Source organism: Frateuria sp. (assembly GCF_035944355.1).
Taxonomy (GTDB): domain Bacteria; phylum Pseudomonadota; class Gammaproteobacteria; order Xanthomonadales; family Rhodanobacteraceae; genus Frateuria_A.
On sequence record NZ_DASZBH010000010.1, the window covers coordinates 76,892 to 92,857 of the forward strand.

At 69.1% G+C, this 15,966-nt stretch carries 15 protein-coding genes; 6 read left to right on the forward strand and 9 right to left on the reverse strand.

Features of this window, described 5'->3' with window-relative positions; translation table 11 throughout:
• Nucleotides 1–164 precede the first annotated feature (164 nt).
• The 4 genes from VGU03_RS07745 to VGU03_RS07760 all read right to left on the reverse strand — a co-directional run bounded on the left by VGU03_RS07745 (nucleotide 165) and on the right by VGU03_RS07760 (nucleotide 5,408).
• Complete coding sequence (locus VGU03_RS07745; RefSeq protein ID WP_327479816.1) at nucleotides 165–1,283, reverse strand: SLC13 family permease; 1,119 nt, start codon at nucleotides 1,281–1,283, stop codon at nucleotides 165–167.
• Nucleotides 1,284–1,305: 22 nt separating this feature from the next.
• Nucleotides 1,306–1,926 (reverse strand): glutathione S-transferase family protein, encoded by a 621-nt coding sequence (locus tag VGU03_RS07750; RefSeq protein ID WP_327479817.1) that lies wholly within the window; start codon nucleotides 1,924–1,926, stop codon nucleotides 1,306–1,308.
• Between the two features lie 220 nt (nucleotides 1,927–2,146).
• Entirely contained in the window at nucleotides 2,147–4,627 is a 2,481-nt protein-coding gene (locus VGU03_RS07755; RefSeq protein ID WP_327479818.1) for an ABC transporter permease, read from the reverse strand.
• 85 nt (nucleotides 4,628–4,712) lie between these two features.
• Nucleotides 4,713–5,408 carry an ABC transporter ATP-binding protein gene (locus VGU03_RS07760; protein ID WP_327479819.1) on the reverse strand — a complete coding sequence of 232 codons (696 nt, stop codon included), beginning with the start codon at nucleotides 5,406–5,408 and terminating at the stop codon, nucleotides 4,713–4,715.
• On the opposite strand from VGU03_RS07760, the gene VGU03_RS07765 reads away from it, so the two are divergent.
• The 3 genes from VGU03_RS07765 to VGU03_RS07775 all read left to right on the forward strand — a co-directional run bounded on the left by VGU03_RS07765 (nucleotide 5,407) and on the right by VGU03_RS07775 (nucleotide 7,897).
• Nucleotides 5,407–6,039 (forward strand): arylesterase, encoded by a 633-nt coding sequence (locus VGU03_RS07765; RefSeq protein ID WP_327479820.1) that lies wholly within the window; start codon nucleotides 5,407–5,409, stop codon nucleotides 6,037–6,039. The genes VGU03_RS07760 and VGU03_RS07765 overlap by 2 nt on opposite strands.
• Before the next feature lie 130 nt (nucleotides 6,040–6,169).
• Complete coding sequence (locus tag VGU03_RS07770) at nucleotides 6,170–6,895, forward strand: response regulator transcription factor (protein ID WP_209619864.1); 726 nt, start codon at nucleotides 6,170–6,172, stop codon at nucleotides 6,893–6,895.
• A 30-nt stretch (nucleotides 6,896–6,925) separates the two neighbouring features.
• The gene (locus tag VGU03_RS07775) at nucleotides 6,926–7,897 is read left to right on the forward strand and encodes a HAMP domain-containing sensor histidine kinase (RefSeq protein WP_327479821.1); all 972 of its coding nucleotides are present in this window, start codon (nucleotides 6,926–6,928) and stop codon (nucleotides 7,895–7,897) included.
• A 69-nt stretch (nucleotides 7,898–7,966) separates the two neighbouring features.
• Here the strand turns inward: VGU03_RS07775 and VGU03_RS07780 are convergent, their stop codons facing one another.
• Nucleotides 7,967–9,319 (reverse strand): 3-oxoacid CoA-transferase subunit B, encoded by a 1,353-nt coding sequence (locus VGU03_RS07780; protein WP_327479822.1) that lies wholly within the window; start codon nucleotides 9,317–9,319, stop codon nucleotides 7,967–7,969.
• Between the two features lie 589 nt (nucleotides 9,320–9,908).
• Here VGU03_RS07780 and VGU03_RS07785 point away from each other — a divergent pair.
• Nucleotides 9,909–10,889, forward strand: coding sequence for an isoaspartyl peptidase/L-asparaginase (locus VGU03_RS07785; protein ID WP_327479823.1), 981 nt, complete (start codon nucleotides 9,909–9,911; stop codon nucleotides 10,887–10,889).
• A 32-nt stretch (nucleotides 10,890–10,921) separates the two neighbouring features.
• Here the strand turns inward: VGU03_RS07785 and VGU03_RS07790 are convergent, their stop codons facing one another.
• Nucleotides 10,922–11,899 carry a hypothetical protein gene (locus VGU03_RS07790; RefSeq protein ID WP_327479824.1) on the reverse strand — a complete coding sequence of 326 codons (978 nt, stop codon included), beginning with the start codon at nucleotides 11,897–11,899 and terminating at the stop codon, nucleotides 10,922–10,924.
• Nucleotides 11,900–12,000: 101 nt separating this feature from the next.
• On the opposite strand from VGU03_RS07790, the gene VGU03_RS07795 reads away from it, so the two are divergent.
• Both VGU03_RS07795 and VGU03_RS07800 read left to right on the forward strand, forming a co-directional pair.
• Entirely contained in the window at nucleotides 12,001–12,489 is a 489-nt protein-coding gene (locus VGU03_RS07795) for a dihydrofolate reductase (protein WP_327479825.1), read from the forward strand.
• 15 nt (nucleotides 12,490–12,504) lie between these two features.
• Nucleotides 12,505–12,912, forward strand: a complete 408-nt coding sequence (locus VGU03_RS07800) for a (deoxy)nucleoside triphosphate pyrophosphohydrolase (RefSeq protein ID WP_327479826.1) — start codon at nucleotides 12,505–12,507, stop codon at nucleotides 12,910–12,912.
• 59 nt (nucleotides 12,913–12,971) lie between these two features.
• Here the strand turns inward: VGU03_RS07800 and coaE are convergent, their stop codons facing one another.
• The 3 genes from coaE to VGU03_RS07815 all read right to left on the reverse strand — a co-directional run bounded on the left by coaE (nucleotide 12,972) and on the right by VGU03_RS07815 (nucleotide 15,883).
• Entirely contained in the window at nucleotides 12,972–13,589 is a 618-nt protein-coding gene (coaE, locus tag VGU03_RS07805; protein ID WP_327479827.1) for a dephospho-CoA kinase, read from the reverse strand.
• On the reverse strand, nucleotides 13,586–14,443 hold the full coding sequence (locus tag VGU03_RS07810) for an A24 family peptidase (protein WP_327479828.1): 858 nt from the start codon (nucleotides 14,441–14,443) through the stop codon (nucleotides 13,586–13,588). Before VGU03_RS07810 ends, coaE begins: the two co-directional genes overlap by 4 nt.
• 171 nt (nucleotides 14,444–14,614) lie before the next feature.
• A complete protein-coding gene (locus VGU03_RS07815) occupies nucleotides 14,615–15,883 on the reverse strand; it encodes a type II secretion system F family protein (RefSeq protein WP_327479829.1) in 1,269 nt (422 codons plus the stop codon).
• Nucleotides 15,884–15,966 lie beyond the last annotated feature (83 nt).

Below are 15,966 nucleotides of genomic sequence, written 5' to 3' on the forward strand. Positions count from 1 at the left end.
TTCCCTCTGTGTGGTTCGCCCGAAGGCGGTTGCGTCGTTGCCGGCCGCGTCCCTCGGCGCGGCCATGGCCGGCCAAGCTAGGCCATGAGTCATGGGTCAGACAGTGTCAAAGGTCAGGGGTGGACGGCGCGGAAGGCACGCCTGCTGCGCCGCGCCGTCGCGGCTCACCCGGCCCAACGCCAGGCCAGGTAAACCAAGGGCGCGCATACCAGCAGGAACGGGATCGACACCCGGTGCAGCGTACGCAAGCCGTGCGGCTGGCGCGCCAGCCGCAGCGCGATCAGGTTCGCCAGCGAGCCGATCGCCAGGCCGAAGCCGCCCACGTTGACGGCCACCGCCAGCGCGATGGGGTCGCGCGCCCGCTCCAGCAGCAGCACCGTGGCCGGCACGTTGCTGATCGCTTGCGAAGCCAGGATGCCGCCCAGGTAGAGCGTCAGCGGCCGGCCGAAGTCGAGGCGGTCGAGCGCGCCCTGCACCCGCGGCAGCTCGGCCAGGTGCCCCAGCCCCAGGAAGATCGCGGCGAAGGTCAGCAGCAGCAGCCAGTCCACCCGCGCCAGGCTGCCGCGGGCGACGAGCATGAACACCGCCAGCAGCAGGCCGGCCCCCAGCAGCGCGTGGCCGTATTCCATCAGCACCACCATGGCCGCCAGCGCCAGCAGCGATAGTGTCGCCAGGCCGCCGGCCACGGCCCGGCGTGACAGCGCCTCCGGCGCGAGCTCGACGCGCTCGCGCGGCAGCCAGGCCCAGGCGAGCGCCGCCACCATGGCGAACATCACCGTGGCGGCCGGCAGCATCGCCCATGCGAACCTGAGGAACGGCAACTGCCCGTGCTGCCACAGCAGCAGATTCTGCGGATTGCCGATCGGGCTCAGCGTCGAGCCGGCGTTCACCGCCAGCGCCTCCAGCACCACCATGCGCAGCACCGGCAGGTTGGACAGCCCGCCGATCGCCACCGTAAGCGGCACCAGCAGGAACAGGCTGACGTCGTTGGTCAGGACCATCGACAGCAGCGCGGCCGAACTTGCCAGTAGCAGGCCCAGGCCGCGCAGCGAGTGCGTGCGTGCGGCGAGCGCCGCGGCCAGTTGCTGCACCAGGGCGCTGTCGCGGATGCCCTGGATCGCGATGAGCAGGCCGGCCAGGCCCGCCAGCGTCGGCCCCTGCAGCCAGCGCTGCCAGGCGCGCAGCGGCTGCGGATCGAGACAGCCCAGCACCACGGTGAGCAAGGCAAAGGCGAGCAGCAGCCACTCGGCCTTCAGCCGGTCGAGCCAGCGCCGTGCGGTCATCGGGATGCGCCGCTATCGCGGCCTACCACTCGCGCAGCCCTTCGATCTCGTACAGGCGCTGCCAGCTCGGGCGCGCACGCACGCGCCCGGCCAGCCGTTCGAGTGCCGGCCACTCGGTGGCCGGGCGCGGCATGTTGCGCGACCAGCGCATCAGCATGGTCAGCAGCAGGTCGGCGCCGGAAAAGCGCTCGCCCAGCAGGTACGGGCCATGCGCGGCCAGGTGCGCGTCCAGGTGGTCCCACACGCTTTCGATCTTGTGCTGCACGGCGGCGTGCACCGGCGGCGTGTCGTCCAGGTCCTGCGGGTAGAACCACAGCCGGAAGGAGGACATCAGCGTGTTGCTCAGGTACACGATCCACGAGTACCACGCGCCACGCTCCGGCGTGCCCAGGGGCGGCGCGAGCGGCGATTGCGGATGGCGCTCGGCCAGCAGCATCAGCAGCGCGGCCGACTCGGACAAGGGCTGACCGTCCACCACCAGCGTGGGCACCAATCCGCGCGGATTGAGCCGGAGGTAATCGGGACTGCGCTGCGCCCGGGCGTCCAGGTCGACCAGCTTCAGCTCGTGCGGCGCGCCGGCTTCGAGCAGCGCCAGGTGCACCACCATGCTGGCGGTGCCGGGCGAGTAATAGAGCGTGTACACGGCGGTCGGCCTCGGCTGGCGTCAGGATCGGCCCGGCGGTGGCGTGTCCTTGCTCCCGCATGCCTTGGCGGGGGACGCACCGATGGAGGTGCCCAGGGCTGCGCCGATGGCGATGCCTTGTCCCAGGCCCGACGCCATCCTGCGCCGCTTCGGGTCGTTCGCTGGTTTCCGCTGCTCGCTCATCGACTAGCCCCGGTGAAAGCAACAGTCTGCGGTCGATTCACTGCTCCCGCAACAGCCGCATCGGCGCCGTGCGGGTGACCTTGCGGGTACCGGCCAGGCCCAGCAGCATGACGATCAGCGCGGCCAGCAACGCCGCGCCCAGCAAGGGCCACACCGGCGGCACGAAGCGGTCCAGATGGAATATCGCCCGCCCCAGCCACCAGCCCGCGCCCGCGGCGCCGATGGCCGCGGTGAGGCCGGCGATCAGGCCGAGCAGGGCGAACTCGCAGGCCGCCGCCAGCCGCAACTGCCCGCGCCGCGCGCCCAGCGTGCGCAGCAGGGCGGCCTCGTGGCGGCGCTCGGCTGCGCTGGTGGCCAGCGCAGCGGCCAGCACCAGGGCGCCGGCCAGCAGGCTGAAGCCGAGCACCCAGCGCACCGCGCCGCCGACCTGGTCGACGATCTCGCGCACCCGGTCGAGCAGCGCCTCGACGTCGACCAGGCTGAGGTTGCCGTAGTCGCGCGAGAGCCGCGCCAGCGCCTGCGCATGCCCTCGCGGCAGGTAGAAGCTGGCCAGCCACGTATGCGGCAGCGCGCCGGCGTGGGCGGGGTCCAGCAGCAGGAAGAAGTTGACCCGGAACGAACTCCAGTCCACCTGGCGCACGCTGCCCACGGTCGCCTCCAGCGAGCCCTCGCCCACGTCGAAGCGCAGGCGATCGCCGAGCTTCAAGGCGAACATGTCGCGCCACAGGGTATCGATGGAGACTTCCGCTCGGGCCGGCGCAGGGCCGGCCCAGCGGCCGGCGATCACGCGGTTGGAAGGCGGCAACGCGCCCGTCCAGGACAAACGCAGCTGGCGGTCGACCCACTCCTTGGCGCGCGGGTCGGCGAAGTTGAGCTGGTCGACCGGGACGCCGTTGATGGCGGTCAGCTTGCCCACCGCCAGCGGCAGCATGTTGAGTTCCTGCGCGCCCAGTTGCCCCAGCCGCTGCGCGAAGTCGGCGCGCTGGTCGTCCTGCAGGTTGAGCGCGAACCAGTTGGGCGTGTCCGGCGGCAGCTCGCGCCGCCACCCCTGCAACAGCGCCGGCGCCACCACCGCGAGCAGCAGCAGCGCCATCAGCCCCAGGCTGAGCGCGGTGGCCTGCACCATGCTCAGGCTCCGGCGCCGCGCCAGCGCGGCCAGGCCCAGCCGCAGCGCCGGATGCGCACCGGGCGCGATACGCCGGATCAGCCACAGCAACAGCGCCGCCAGCGCCGCGGCGAGCGCCGCCACGCCGAGCAGGCTCACCGCCAGGATGCCGGCGAGCCGGGCCGAACCGCTCTGGCTCCAGATCAGCACCAGCGCGACCAGGGCCGGCACCAGATAGAGCGCATCCACCCGGCGCACGCGGCGCGCCATGCTGGCGCGGAACACGGCCACCGGCGGCACCTGGGCCAGCCGCGCCAGCGGCGGCAGCGCGAAGCCGGCCAGCACCGCCAGCCCCAGCATCGCGGCGGCCAGTGCCGGCAACAGCGGCAGCTCGGTCGGCACGTGCACGAACAGCACGCCGGCAAGGCGCCAGGCGCCTTCGGCCAGACCCCAGGCGATCAGCACGCCGAGCAGAGCCGCCGGCAGCGCCAGCGCGCCCAACGTCGACAGCAACAGGCCCAGCACGCGGGCGCGGGCGGTGCCCAAGGCGCGCAGCAGGGCGATCTCCGGCGTCTTGCGGCGGGCGTAGCGCTGGGCCGCCAGCGCGATGGCCACGCCGGCAAGCAGGGCCGACAGCAGCGCGGTCAGGCGCAGGAAGGCGCCGGCGCGATCGAATGCGCTGCGCATGCGTTCCTGGGTCTGCTCGGGCGTGATCAGCTCCGCGCCCTGCGGAAGGGCGCGCGCCTTGACCCAGCCCAGCCAGTCGCCGACCGCCGCGGGTGTGCCGGCGACCAGCAGCCGATGGCGCGCCCGGCTGCCGGTGCCGAGCAAACCTGCACGTTGGGCATCGGCCAGGCTCATCAACGCGCGCGGTGCCATCGCCACCAGTTCGCCGCCGTCGGGCTCGCGCACCAGTTCGGCGGCAATGGTCAGTTCCAGTCCGCCCAGTTGCACACGGTCGCCGACGGCAAGGCCGAGCGCGACCAGCGCTCGATGGTCGAGGTAAAGCCTGCCGGGGGCGGGCCCATGGCCGGTCATCGAGCGGCCGTGGGCGGCCAGCTCCAGCGTGCCGCGCAGCGGCCAGCGGCCGTCCACCGCGGCGACGTCCAGCAACTGGCTGCGATCGCCGGCGAAGGCCACGCTGGGAAAGCCCGCGCTGCGGGTCGCCGCCAGGCCGTCGGCCCGCGCCCGTTCCTCATAGGCCGGCGCAAGTGCCTCTGGCGAGGCCAGGCCGGCATCGCCGCCGATCAGTTCCGCGGCGCTGGCGAGCAGGCCGCGTTCCACCCGCGTGGACAGGGTGGCGACCACGCCCAGCGCGACCACCGCCAAGAGTAACGAAGCGGCCAGGGTACGCAGCTCGGGCAGATGCCATTCGCGGCGCAGGGTACGCAGGGCCAGGCGCAGCAGCTTCATCCTGCGCATTCCTGCCCAAGCGCAACCGGCATGCCGGCCGGGCATGGCACGCCAGCGTGCGTGTCCATCACCGGTTTGCGCAGCGTCATGGCGTGCCGACCGGTGCGGCGACGCGGCCCTCGGAGAGCTCCACACCGCGTGCGCAGCGTGCGGCCAGTTGCGCATCATGGGTCACCAGCACCAGCGTGGTGCGCTGGTCGCGGTTCAGCGCGAACAGCAGATCGGCCACGTGCCGGCCGGTGCGTTGGTCCAGGTTGCCGGTGGGCTCGTCGGCGAACAGCACGCCCGGGCCGTGCACGAAGGCGCGCGCGATCGCCACGCGCTGCTGCTCGCCGCCGGAAAGCTGCGCCGGATAGTGCCGATGGCGAGCCGTCAGGCCCACTGCAGCGAGCGCCTCGTGCGCCCGCGTGCGCGCGTCGTCGCGACCTTCCAGCTCCAGCGGCAGCATCACGTTCTCCTCCGCGGTGAGCGCGGGCAGCAGGTGGAAGGACTGGAACACGAAACCCACCCGCCGCCGGCGCAGGTCCGCACGCGCTTCCTCGTCCATCGTTTCCAGCGTATGGCCGTCCAGGCGGATGGAGCCCGCGCTGGGCGTGTCCAGTCCGGCGAGCAGGCCGAGCAGGGTCGTCTTGCCGGAACCGGACGCGCCGACGATGGCGAAGCTCTCGCCCGCGTGCACCGCCAGGCTCACGCCGGCCAGGATGTCCAGCCGCCCTTCGGGGCCGCGCACGGTCTTGCTAACATCGCGGGCCTCCAGAAGAGGTTGGGAAGGTTCGCTCATGCGTCGATTCCTCATGCTGCTGGCGGTGCTGCTGATCGGATGGTGCGGCCTGGCACAGGCGGCCGCACCGAAAGCGGCGGCGACGAAGACCGTGCTGGTACTGGGCGATTCGCTCTCGGCCGCACACAACATCGGCGCGAACGAAGGCTGGGTGCATCTGCTGGAAGTACGCCTCGCCAAGATGGAGCCGCCCTGGCGCGTGGTCAATGCCAGCATCAGCGGCGAGACGACGCTGAGCGGCCGGCATCGCCTGCCGCAACTGCTGGCGACCTACAAGCCGACCGTGCTGGTCTTGGAACTGGGCGCCAACGACGGCCTGCGCGGCCTGCCGCTGGAGGCGATGAAAAGCAATCTCGCCGCCATGGTCGACATGGCGCAAAAGGCGCACGCGCGGGTGTTGCTGCTGGGCATCGAGCTGCCGGTCAACTACGGGCCGCGCTACCGCGATGGCCTGCGCGCCGTTTACGTCGACCTCGCGCGCGCCAAACGCACCGCGCTGGTGCCTTTCCTGCTAAAAGGCGTGGCGCTGGATCCTTCGCGGATGCAGGAGGACGGCCTGCATCCGACGGCGGCGGGCGAGCCGGCCGTGCTCGATACGGTGTGGTCGCAGCTGGCGCCGCTGCTGCGCTGAAGAAGCGGAGGAATACGCTTCAAACCGTGCGCCAGCTCCCGTTCTGCATCGAGGCTGAAAAAATTCACGCTGCTGTCACCCCACGCATCGTTAGCTCTTCACATTTGTGAAAACAAACAACGGAGGGACCATGAGCCTACGCGACGAGCAGTCCGGCCTGATCTTGCTGGTTGAGGACAATCGGCAGATCGCTGAAATGGTTGGCGAATTTCTGGAGCGCCGTGGCTATTCGGTGGACTACGCCGCCGACGGGGTCAGCGGCCTGCACCTGGCCGTATCCAACAGCTACGACGTCATCGTGCTCGACCTGATGCTGCCGGGCATGGATGGCTTGGATGTCTGCCGCAAGCTGCGCAAGGACGCGAAGAAATCCACTCCGGTGCTGATGTTGACCGCGCGCGACACGCTGGAAGACAAGCTGATCGGCCTGGAAGCTGGCGCCGACGATTACCTGGTCAAGCCCTTCGAAGTACGCGAACTCGAAGCGCGCCTGCGCGCCCTGATCCGCCGCGACCGCCGCCAGGTTTCCTCCGAGGTGCTCACGGTCGGCGACATGACGCTGGATACCGCAACGTTGCGGCTCACCCGCGGCGGGCAGGAGCTGACCGTCTCGCCGATCGGCCTGAAGCTGCTGGCGATCCTGATGCGCGAATCGCCGCGCGTGGTCAGCCGCCGTGACATCGAGCGGGAGATCTGGGGCGACACGCTGCCCGATTCGGACACCTTGCGTTCGCACCTCTACAACCTGCGCCGCGTGATCGACAAACCGTTCGACCGGCCGTTGCTGCACACCATCCACTCGGCCGGCTATCGTCTTGCCGACCTGGAAACGGAAGTGGCCACGGCCACCGCCTGACCGAGCGGGGTGAGCATTACAGCAACAGACATGGATAGAGGTCTGACACAGGGACACGCAGAGGTGCGAGGGCCGGCCGGCGCATTCCATCGCCGGCTTGCGCTCATTTTCGGCCTGCATCTGCTCGGCGTGCTGATCTGCGTGATGCTGGGCTGGTTCAGCGTCGCGCCTTTGGCCGCGGTGTTCGTGCTGATCGTGGTCATCAGCGTCCTTGCGTGGCTGGCGGCACGGCGGCAATGGCGCCCAGTCGGACGGCTCGCGCGGGTGATCGATGCCTGGGACGAGCGGCCCGACCTGGACGCGCTGGCGCCGTCGCGGCTGTCCGGGGGTGCCGACGCCGACGTGGTGTCGCTGGCCCGCGGCCTGCATGGCTTCGCGACGCGCATCGCGGGCTACAACCTGCGCGAGCGCAACTTCACGCGCGACGCCAGCCACGAGCTACGCAGTCCGCTCACCGTCATCAAGATGTCGGCGGACATGCTTTCGGACGAGTCCGAACTGAGCAAGTTCGGTGTGCGGTCGGTCAAGCGCATCCAGCGCGCCACGCGCGAAATGGAAGCACTGATCGAAGCGCTGCTGATCCTGGCGCGCGAGTCGGACGTGGGTGCAGGCGAAGAGGAGTTCGTCGTCAACGACGTGCTGAGCAAGAGCCTGGATGACCTGCGTCAGCTGCTGGAGGGGCGTTCGATCGATCTGGAACTCGAGGAACCGGCCCGCTTCGCGCTGCGCGCTTCGCCGCGCGTCTTCATGGTGTTGTGCTGGCAGTTGATCCGCAATGCCAGCCAGCAGGCCGATCATGGAACCATCCGCATCACCGTGCTGCCGGGCGCCATCGCGGTGTCCAACCGCGTCGATGCCGCGCCTGCGATCGACCGGCATGGCTTCGAGCTGGCCATTGCCCAGCGGATCAGCGAGCGGTTCCACTGGCCGCTGGAACTGCAGACACGCGACAGCACCGAGCACATCGCGCGCATCAGCTTCCCCGATACGCTGCCGGCCTGAGCCTCGTCCCGGGTTGTGCGGAAGATCGTGCGCGGCCGCGTCTGCATGGCCGCGCACGCCGTGAGGGTTTCAGCCAGCCAACGCGACCTTGAAGCCGCAGCCGGTCTTGGCTTTCACCTCGTCGAGTGAGACGCCCTCGTTGAGCTCGATCAGGGTCAGGCCCTGGCCCTTGGCCACTTCGAACACGCACAGGTCGGTGATGATCAGGTCGACCACTTCCTTGCCGGTCAGCGGCAGGTCGCACTGAGGCTTGATCTTCGGGCTGCCGTCTTTCGCGGTGTGCTCCATCAGCACCACCACCCGCTTGACGCCGCTGACCAGGTCCATCGCGCCGCCCGGGCCCTTCACCATCTTGCCCGGCACCATCCAGTTGGCCAGGTCGCCGGTGGCCGAGACTTCCAGGCCGCCCAGGATCGACAGGTCGATGTGCCCGCCGCGGATCATCGCGAACGAGTCCGCGCTGGAGAAGAAAGCCGAGCCGGGCAGGGTGGTGATGGTTTGCTTGCCGGCGTTGATCAGGTCCGGGTCGATCTGGTCTTCGGTAGGGAACGGGCCGATGCCCAGCAAGCCGTTCTCCGACTGCAGGATCACGTCCATGCCTTCGGGAATGTAATTGGCCACCAGCGTCGGGATGCCGATGCCCAGATTCACGTAGAAGCCGTCGCGCAGTTCCTTCGCCGCGCGTCGCGCCATCGTGGTGCGCAGGGGGCTTTCCTTGCCGGTATTGGCGCCGGCGATGGTGCGGAATTCGATGCGCTTTTCGTATTTCTCGCCCTGGATGATGCGGTCGACGTAGATGCCGGGAACATGGATGTTGTTCGGGTCCAGTTCGCCCACCTCGACCAGGTGCTCCACCTCGGCCACGCAGACCTTGCCGCAGGTGGCGATCATCGGGTTGAAGTTGCGCGCGGTCTCGCGGAAGACCAGGTTGCCCAGGCGGTCGCCCTTCCATGCCTTGACGATGGAAACATCGGCGTGGATGGCTTCCTCCAGCACGTACTCCTTGCCGTCGAAGGTCTTGGTTTCCTTGCCCTCGGCCAGCTTGGTGCCGAACGCGGTGCGCGTGTAGAAGCCGGGGATGCCGGCGCCGCCGGCTCGCAGCTTCTCGGCCAGCGTGCCTTGCGGGGTGAGGTGCAACTCGAGCTCGCCGGAAAGCACCTGGCGCTCGAATTCCTTGTTCTCGCCGACGTAGGAAGCGTAGACGCGCTTGACCTGGTGGGTCTTGAGCAACGGTCCCATGCCGAAGTCGTCCACGCCGGCGTTGTTGCCGACGATGGTCAGCCCCTTGGTGCCGGCCTTCAGCAGCGCCCCGATCAGGTTCTCGGGGATGCCGCACAGGCCGAAACCGCCGGCGGCGATCGTCATCTCGTCGAACAACAGGCCGTCGAGGGCCGCCTCCGCGCTTGCGTACACCTTGTCCATTGCAGTGCCTTCCGGTGGGAGAGTCAGCTGCCAAGGATACGACGGAAGAGGCGGGCGCCGTGTCGTACCAAGGTCGCAAGCCACCGTGCCGCCCGGGCTTTCCACGGTTGCCGGAGCGTGCCTGGTGGCGGCTGGGGGAGCTACGGCAACAAGCCGTGGAAAGATCCGTTTCGCTCGTAAACATGGCCTTCGTTTGCGAATACCACCACCTGGCTCCCCGTCGCCGTGCCGTGGGCCTGCTCATGGACCTCGCCCTGGCGACGGGCCTGACGGGCATCGTGTACGGCGGCCAGCGCCGGCGGGAAGCTTCCGCAGGGCGCGGCTCGAGGCGTTGCCGAGCTGATCGCCCTTCAAGCAGGCTTGTCGCTGGCCCATCCGCAGGCCCGGCCGCAATGGAGTTACGCCACGTATCCGCGGATCGGGCCTTGCCGGAGTAGCCGGTGGGGCCGTCTACACGCGGTGTTCGAAGGCAGGCAGGTACGCTTCCAGGCCGAGTGAATGGCCCACGCGCCCGGTGGGTGGGTCTACCGGAGGATCCGTCATGAGAGCGTGGGGCCTGCTTGCCATCGTCGCTTTTGGAGCCGCCGCCATGAGCCATGCCGCCACGCCCGTACTGGTGATCCACGGCGGCTCCGGCGTGGTCAGGCGGGACTTGGATCCGGGGAAGGAAAAGGAGATCCGCGCGGCGCTGGCCAAGGCCCTGCAGAGCGGCTATGCGAGGCTGAAGGCGGGCGGGGCGGCGCTGGACGGGGTCACCGCCGCGCTCACGGTGCTGGAGGACGATCCCAACTTCAACGCTGGCAAGGGCTCGGTCTTCACCCATGACGGGCGCAACGAGCTGGACGCGGCGATCATGGACGGCAGCACGTTGCGCGCCGGTGCGGTGGCCGGGGTGCATCGGGTGAAGAACCCGATCCTGCTGGCGCGCGCGGTGATGGAGAAGTCGCAGCACGTGATGCTGATCGGCGACGGCGCCGAGGAGTTCGCGCGGGAGGTGGGCGTGACGCTGGTGGACCCGTCCTACTTCCGTACCGAACAGCGCTGGCAGCAGCTGCAGAAAGCGTTGCGGGAAGACAGCCAGGGCAAGCCGCATGCGGACGGGGAGACGGCCAGGCATTTCGGCACCGTCGGCGCGGTGGCGTTGGATGCGCGAGGGCACCTGGCGGCCGGCACCTCCACCGGTGGCATGACGGACAAGCGCTGGGGCCGGGTAGGCGATTCGTCCATCATCGGCGCGGGTACCTATGCCAATGCCGACTGTGCCGTGTCGGGCACCGGCTGGGGTGAGTTCTACATCCGCACGGTGGCGGCGCACGCGATCTGCATGCGGGTGTCGCTGATGCACGTGCCGCTGGAGCGTGCAGCGGCCGAAGTGATCAACCAGGAGATCCCCGCCATGGGAGGCAATGGCGGCGCCATCGCGCTGGATGCCCATGGTCATATCGCCATGCCGTTCAATACCGAAGGCATGTATCGCGGGTGGATCAGCAGCGACGGCGTGCCGCACGTGGCGATCTACGACGACGAGCCGGACGTGGGCGTGGGAGCGCAGGATGGTCCGGGCCGATAGACCTCCGGGCCACGCGTGCGAAAAAAGTCGTGCTAGGGCGATGCCGTGCAACCGGTCACGCAGCGGAAGTACGCCTTGGCGCCCGGATAGTCGATCGTCATCGTGAAGTGCCCAAGCACGTTGCCGCCGACGGCCCCTTCCACCGGCTTGTCCATCATGCTCGACATGAATACGTGGAAGGCGTGGTCAGGGCGCTCGGTGAACCACACGGGGCCTGCCGACCAGCCGGCGACCCCTACCCGCGGCACCTCGATCAGCCGGGTGGCGCGCTGGGCGCCGAACAGGTCGTCGCCCTTGTCCACCACACGCCAGTCTGGATGCGCACGGCGCCAATGCTCGAGCATGGACGTGGTGATGTAGCTGGCCACGCCATAACCGCCCACGGTCGGCGTACCGCTTGCCTTCTCACCCGCGGCGGTGGGGTGGGCGGTGGCGCCGGTGTCCAGCAGCATGTCCAGCGGCTGGCCGTCGACGCGGAGGGTGATGCGCGCAAAGCCGGAAGCCAGCTCGCCCTTGGCGTTACGCTGGAATCCCAGCGCGGTGGAATGGCTGGCCGGATCGGGGTGCCAGCCGGCGCCTTCCAGGGTCAGGCGCCGCGCCGGATAGTCAAACGTCCACACGCGGCCGGGCAGGTAGCCCGCGCCGAGTTGTCCATCCACATCGTAGCTGCCGCCGTTGATCATCAGGGCGGTGCCGCACGGACCCGGCAATGGCGGCGGCAGGCCCCGGCCGCTCTTGTATGCAGGCGGTTGCGCCACGGCGACCGGCTCGCCGCCCAACTTGCAGGTGCCGGTCTTCAGCTGCAGCCGTGTTGCCGCGGCTTGCGTGAGCCAGTACATCCCGCCGCTGCCTCCGCCGCCGGTATCCACCAGCAGTTTCAAGGACTGGCCGTCGGCCGTTCGCGGGACGGCATAAAAGTGGCCTGCCTGGTAAAGAGTAGGCACCACCACACCGCCGGCTGGCGCGGCGGCCGATGCGGCGCTGGCAAACAAAGCGGCGGCGAGGAGCATCTCCGTATTCTCCTTGAATGGCTACAATGCGAACGATCATGGCTGGCGGTCCTTGCCGCTGCATGTGCCGGTAGCACCACCCAACCCTTCCTGGAGCCTCGATGTCCATTTCGCTGATCGCCGCACTGGATGAGAACTTCGCCATCGGCCGCAAGGGGCAACTGCCCTGGCACTTGCCGGACGACCTGCGCTGGTTCAAGCAATTGACGCTCGGCAAGTACGTGCTGATGGGCTACAACACCGCGGTGGCGATTGGCCGGGCCTTGCCCGACCGGCACAACCTGGTGCTCTCGCGCCGGCACGAGGCGCCGTTCCCCGGGCAGGTCGCCGTGCGCTCGCTCGAGGAGGCACAGGCGCGCGCCGGCGGCACCGGGCTGATGGTCATCGGCGGCGGCCAGGTCTATGCCGCGGCGCTGCCGCATGCCCGGCGCATGTACCTGACCTGGGTCAGCGCGGCGGTCGAGGGCGCCGACACGTTCTTCCCCGGCGTGCACCTGCACGACTGGACCGAGGTCTCGCGCACGCATCACAAGGCCGATGCGGAGCACCAGTACAGCTTCGACATGGTCGAGTACGTGCGCGAATCCTGATCGTCGATGGCCATCATGCACGTGGTGGCCGGCGTGCTTGTCGACACGGCCGGACGCGTGCTGCTCGCGCAGCGGCCGCCAGGCAAGCACCTGGCCGGGATGTGGGAGTTTCCCGGCGGCAAGCTCGAATCCGGAGAAACGCCGCAGGCCGGACTGGCTCGCGAGCTGCACGAAGAGCTGGATATCCGGATCGAGCCGGCCGACATCGCTGCGCTGACCCAGGTGCCGTGGAGCTACGGCGAGCGCGAGTTGCTGCTGGACGCGTGGCGGGTCCATGCCTGGCAGGGCGCGCCGCGATCCGTGGAAGGCCAGGCCTTGCAATGGCGGCACCCGCACGACATCGAGCCTGCGCAGCTGGCGCCCGCTGACCGGGAAATCCTGCGCGCCGTTGCCCTGTGGAGTAGCCGTCCGCAACGCGTCTAGCGCGGCGCCGACCCGCGTGGTGGCGGGATGCGGAGACGCTTCCGCCGTGACCGCGCTGTCTACCGTCCGGCTGCCAGGGCCAGGTACCGCCGGTGCAGCGCCTGCACGTGGGCTTCCAGGGCCGCTTCGCTGCCGCTGTTGTCGATGATGTCGTCGGCCAGCGCCAGCCGTTCGGCCCGGCTGGCCTGGTGCGCCAGCATGCGCTCGGCGAGCGGACGATCGATGCCGTCGCGTGCGCAGAGCCGCTCGATCTGCACCGCTTCGGTCACGTCCACCAGCAGGATGCGGTCCAGCCAGCGGTAGTGCGCCATGTTTTCGGCCAGCAGGGGAATGACCAGCAGGCAGTACGGCGCCGTTTCGGCGATGACCCGTCGATGCAGCCATTCGCGCACGCGCGGGTGGACGATGGCCTCGAGTTGCTGCTTGGCCGCCGCATCGGCGAACACGTGGCGGCGCATGGCAGGGCGGTCGAGGCGTCCGTCCGCATCCAGCACTTGCGCGCCGAAGGCGGCGACGATGGCCGCCAGGCCCTCGCTGCCGGGCTCGACCACCGCGCGCGCGGCCACGTCCGCATCGTGGACCGGCACGCCGAGCGCTTCGAAACGGCGGGCGACGGCAGTCTTGCCGGCCGCGATGCCGCCGGTGAGACCGACCGCGTAAGCCTGCCGCCGGTTCATCGCAACCCGGTCAAGTGAAGGTAAGCGCGAAGCAGCGGCTCGCCGGCGACGAACCAGATCCACCCCGCCATCGCGATGAACGGGCCGAAAGGCATCGGCATCTCGCGTTCGTGCTTGCGCAGCAGGATCAAGGTGCCGCCGAGCAGCGCTCCCACCAGCGAGGAGAGCAGGATCACCGGCAGCAGCGCACCCGGCCCCATCCAGGCGCCCAGCGCGGCAAGCAGCTTGAAGTCGCCGTAGCCCATGCCTTCCTTGCCGGTGAGCAGCTTGAACAGCCAGTACACGCTCCACAGGCTGAGGTAGCCCAGGACGGCGCCCAGGATCGCCGGCGCCGGCAGCACGAACATCGGCAACAGCGAAAGCAGCAGCCCGAGCCACAGCAAAGGCAGGGTGAGCTGATCCGGCAGCAACTGTGTGCGCAGGTCGATGCCCGCCATGGCGATCAGCATCCAGGTGAAAACCAGGCCTGCCAGGGCGGTCCAGCCGGGCCCGAACTTCCACACCACCAGCACGCTGAGCAGTCCCGAAAGCAATTCCACCAGCGGATACTGCGCGGAGATCGGCGCGCGGCAGTAGCGGCAGCGCCCGCGCAGCAACAGCCAGCCGAACAACGGGATGTTGTCCGCCACCGACAGCGGGTGCTTGCAATGCGGGCAATGCGATGGCTCGCGCACGATGCCCGGGGGCAGCGGCTGGTCGGGCGTTGCCAGCTCGAGCTCCTCCTGCGCCTCCCGTCGCCATTGCGCTTCCAGCCGCGCGGGCAGGCGCAGTATCACCACGTTGAGGAAACTGCCCACCAGCAGGCCCAGTACGCCGGCGAAGACAAGCCACAGCCAGAGCGGAAGTTCGAGCATGTGCATCGGATCCAGGCAGTTGTTGCAGCGATGACGGGGGGCGGTGGCAAACGGGCCGCGAAACGCGGCGCCGAGGCGGCCGGTCTCCCGCTCTGCGGAACGAAGAGCTTAGCCATCCCGAACACGAAAAAGGCCCCCCTCCCTGCGGAGAGGGGCCTGCATTGCCGAAGATTACACCGTGCCGGCCAGCTTGAAGATCGGCAGGTACAGCGACACCACCATGCCGCCCACCAGCACGCCCAGGATCACCATGATCAGTGGCTCAAGCAGGGTGGAGAGCGTGTCGACCGCGGTGTTGACCTCTTCCTCGTAGAACTCGGCGACCTTGAACAGCATGTTGTCCAGCGCGCCGGACTCTTCGCCGATGGCGGTCATCTGCACCACCATGTTGGGGAACAGGCCGGTCTGCCGCATCGACAGCTGCAACTGGTGGCCGACCGCGATGTCGTCGCGCATCTGCCGCACCGCATCGCCGTAGACCACGCTGCCGGTGGCGCCGGCGACCGCGTCCAGCGCCTCCACCAGCGGCACGCCGGCGCGGAAGGTGACGCCGAGCGTGCGCGCGAAGCGGGCGATCGCCGACTGGCGCAGGATGTTGCCGATGACCGGCAGCTTGAGCATCAGCCGGTCCAGGAAGTGGGCGAACTTCACCGAGCGCTTCTTGGCCATCACGACGGCCACGATGCTGCCGATGATCAGGCCGATCACCAGCCACCAGTAGCTCTGCATGAACTGCGAGGCGGAGATCACGATCTGCGTCGGCGCGGGCAGCTCGGCGCCCGCGTCCTTGAAGGTCTGCTGGAACACCGGCACCACGAACAGCAGCAGGATCATGCTTACCAGCAGCGCCACCGCCAGCACCATCACGGGGTAGAACAGCGCCTTCTTGATCTTGCTCTTGATGCCTTCCATCCGCTCCTTGTAGGTGGCCACGGTGTCAAGCACCGTGTCCAGCACGCCCGCCGATTCGCCGGCGCGCACCAGGTTGCGGTAGAGCTCGTCGAATTGCACCGGATACTTGCCCAGCGCCTCGTGCAGCGAGGCGCCGCCCTCGATGCCCTGCTTGACGTCCGTGATCATGTTCTTGAAGCGGACGTTCTTCTGGCCGCCGGCGATGATCTCGAAGGACTGCACCATGGGCACGCCCGAGGCCATCATGGTGGCGATCTGGCGGCTGAAGATGGCCACGTCGCGCGGCTTGACCGTGCTGCCGGTGGCGCCGAACAGCGGCTTCCCGCGCTCGCGCACGGTCTGCGGGTTCATGCCCTGGCGACGCAGCTCGGCCTTGACCAGCGAGGCGTTCTTCGCCGGCATCTCGCCCTTCATGCGCTTGCCGCGCTTGTCCAGCGCGACCCAGTCGTAGACGGTCAGCCTGCTGACCTCGGCGCGCTGGGCGCCCAGGTCGCGCGCGTTCTTGGCGAGTGCGTTAGCCGTAGCCATGCCCGATTCCCCCGGTGGTTCGATCCGCGGCCGCCGCCTGCGCGACGGACCGTTTGTGCAGCTTATGCCAAATCCGGCCAGTT

Coding starts and splice junctions, on each gene's coding strand:
- VGU03_RS07760 (WP_327479819.1), bottom strand. CDS start 5,408: ATGAGCGAACCTTCCCAACCTCTTCTGGAGGCCCGCGATGTTAGCAAG.
- VGU03_RS07775 (WP_327479821.1), top strand. CDS start 6,926: ATGGATAGAGGTCTGACACAGGGACACGCAGAGGTGCGAGGGCCGGCC.
- VGU03_RS07765 (WP_327479820.1), top strand. CDS start 5,407: ATGCGTCGATTCCTCATGCTGCTGGCGGTGCTGCTGATCGGATGGTGC.
- VGU03_RS07770 (WP_209619864.1), top strand. CDS start 6,170: ATGAGCCTACGCGACGAGCAGTCCGGCCTGATCTTGCTGGTTGAGGAC.
- VGU03_RS07790 (WP_327479824.1), bottom strand. CDS start 11,899: ATGCTCCTCGCCGCCGCTTTGTTTGCCAGCGCCGCATCGGCCGCCGCG.
- VGU03_RS07785 (WP_327479823.1), top strand. CDS start 9,909: ATGAGCCATGCCGCCACGCCCGTACTGGTGATCCACGGCGGCTCCGGC.
- VGU03_RS07780 (WP_327479822.1), bottom strand. CDS start 9,319: ATGGACAAGGTGTACGCAAGCGCGGAGGCGGCCCTCGACGGCCTGTTG.
- VGU03_RS07815 (WP_327479829.1), bottom strand. CDS start 15,883: ATGGCTACGGCTAACGCACTCGCCAAGAACGCGCGCGACCTGGGCGCC.
- VGU03_RS07810 (WP_327479828.1), bottom strand. CDS start 14,443: ATGCTCGAACTTCCGCTCTGGCTGTGGCTTGTCTTCGCCGGCGTACTG.
- VGU03_RS07755 (WP_327479818.1), bottom strand. CDS start 4,627: ATGAAGCTGCTGCGCCTGGCCCTGCGTACCCTGCGCCGCGAATGGCAT.
- coaE (WP_327479827.1), bottom strand. CDS start 13,589: ATGAACCGGCGGCAGGCTTACGCGGTCGGTCTCACCGGCGGCATCGCG.
- VGU03_RS07800 (WP_327479826.1), top strand. CDS start 12,505: ATGCACGTGGTGGCCGGCGTGCTTGTCGACACGGCCGGACGCGTGCTG.
- VGU03_RS07795 (WP_327479825.1), top strand. CDS start 12,001: ATGTCCATTTCGCTGATCGCCGCACTGGATGAGAACTTCGCCATCGGC.
- VGU03_RS07745 (WP_327479816.1), bottom strand. CDS start 1,283: ATGACCGCACGGCGCTGGCTCGACCGGCTGAAGGCCGAGTGGCTGCTG.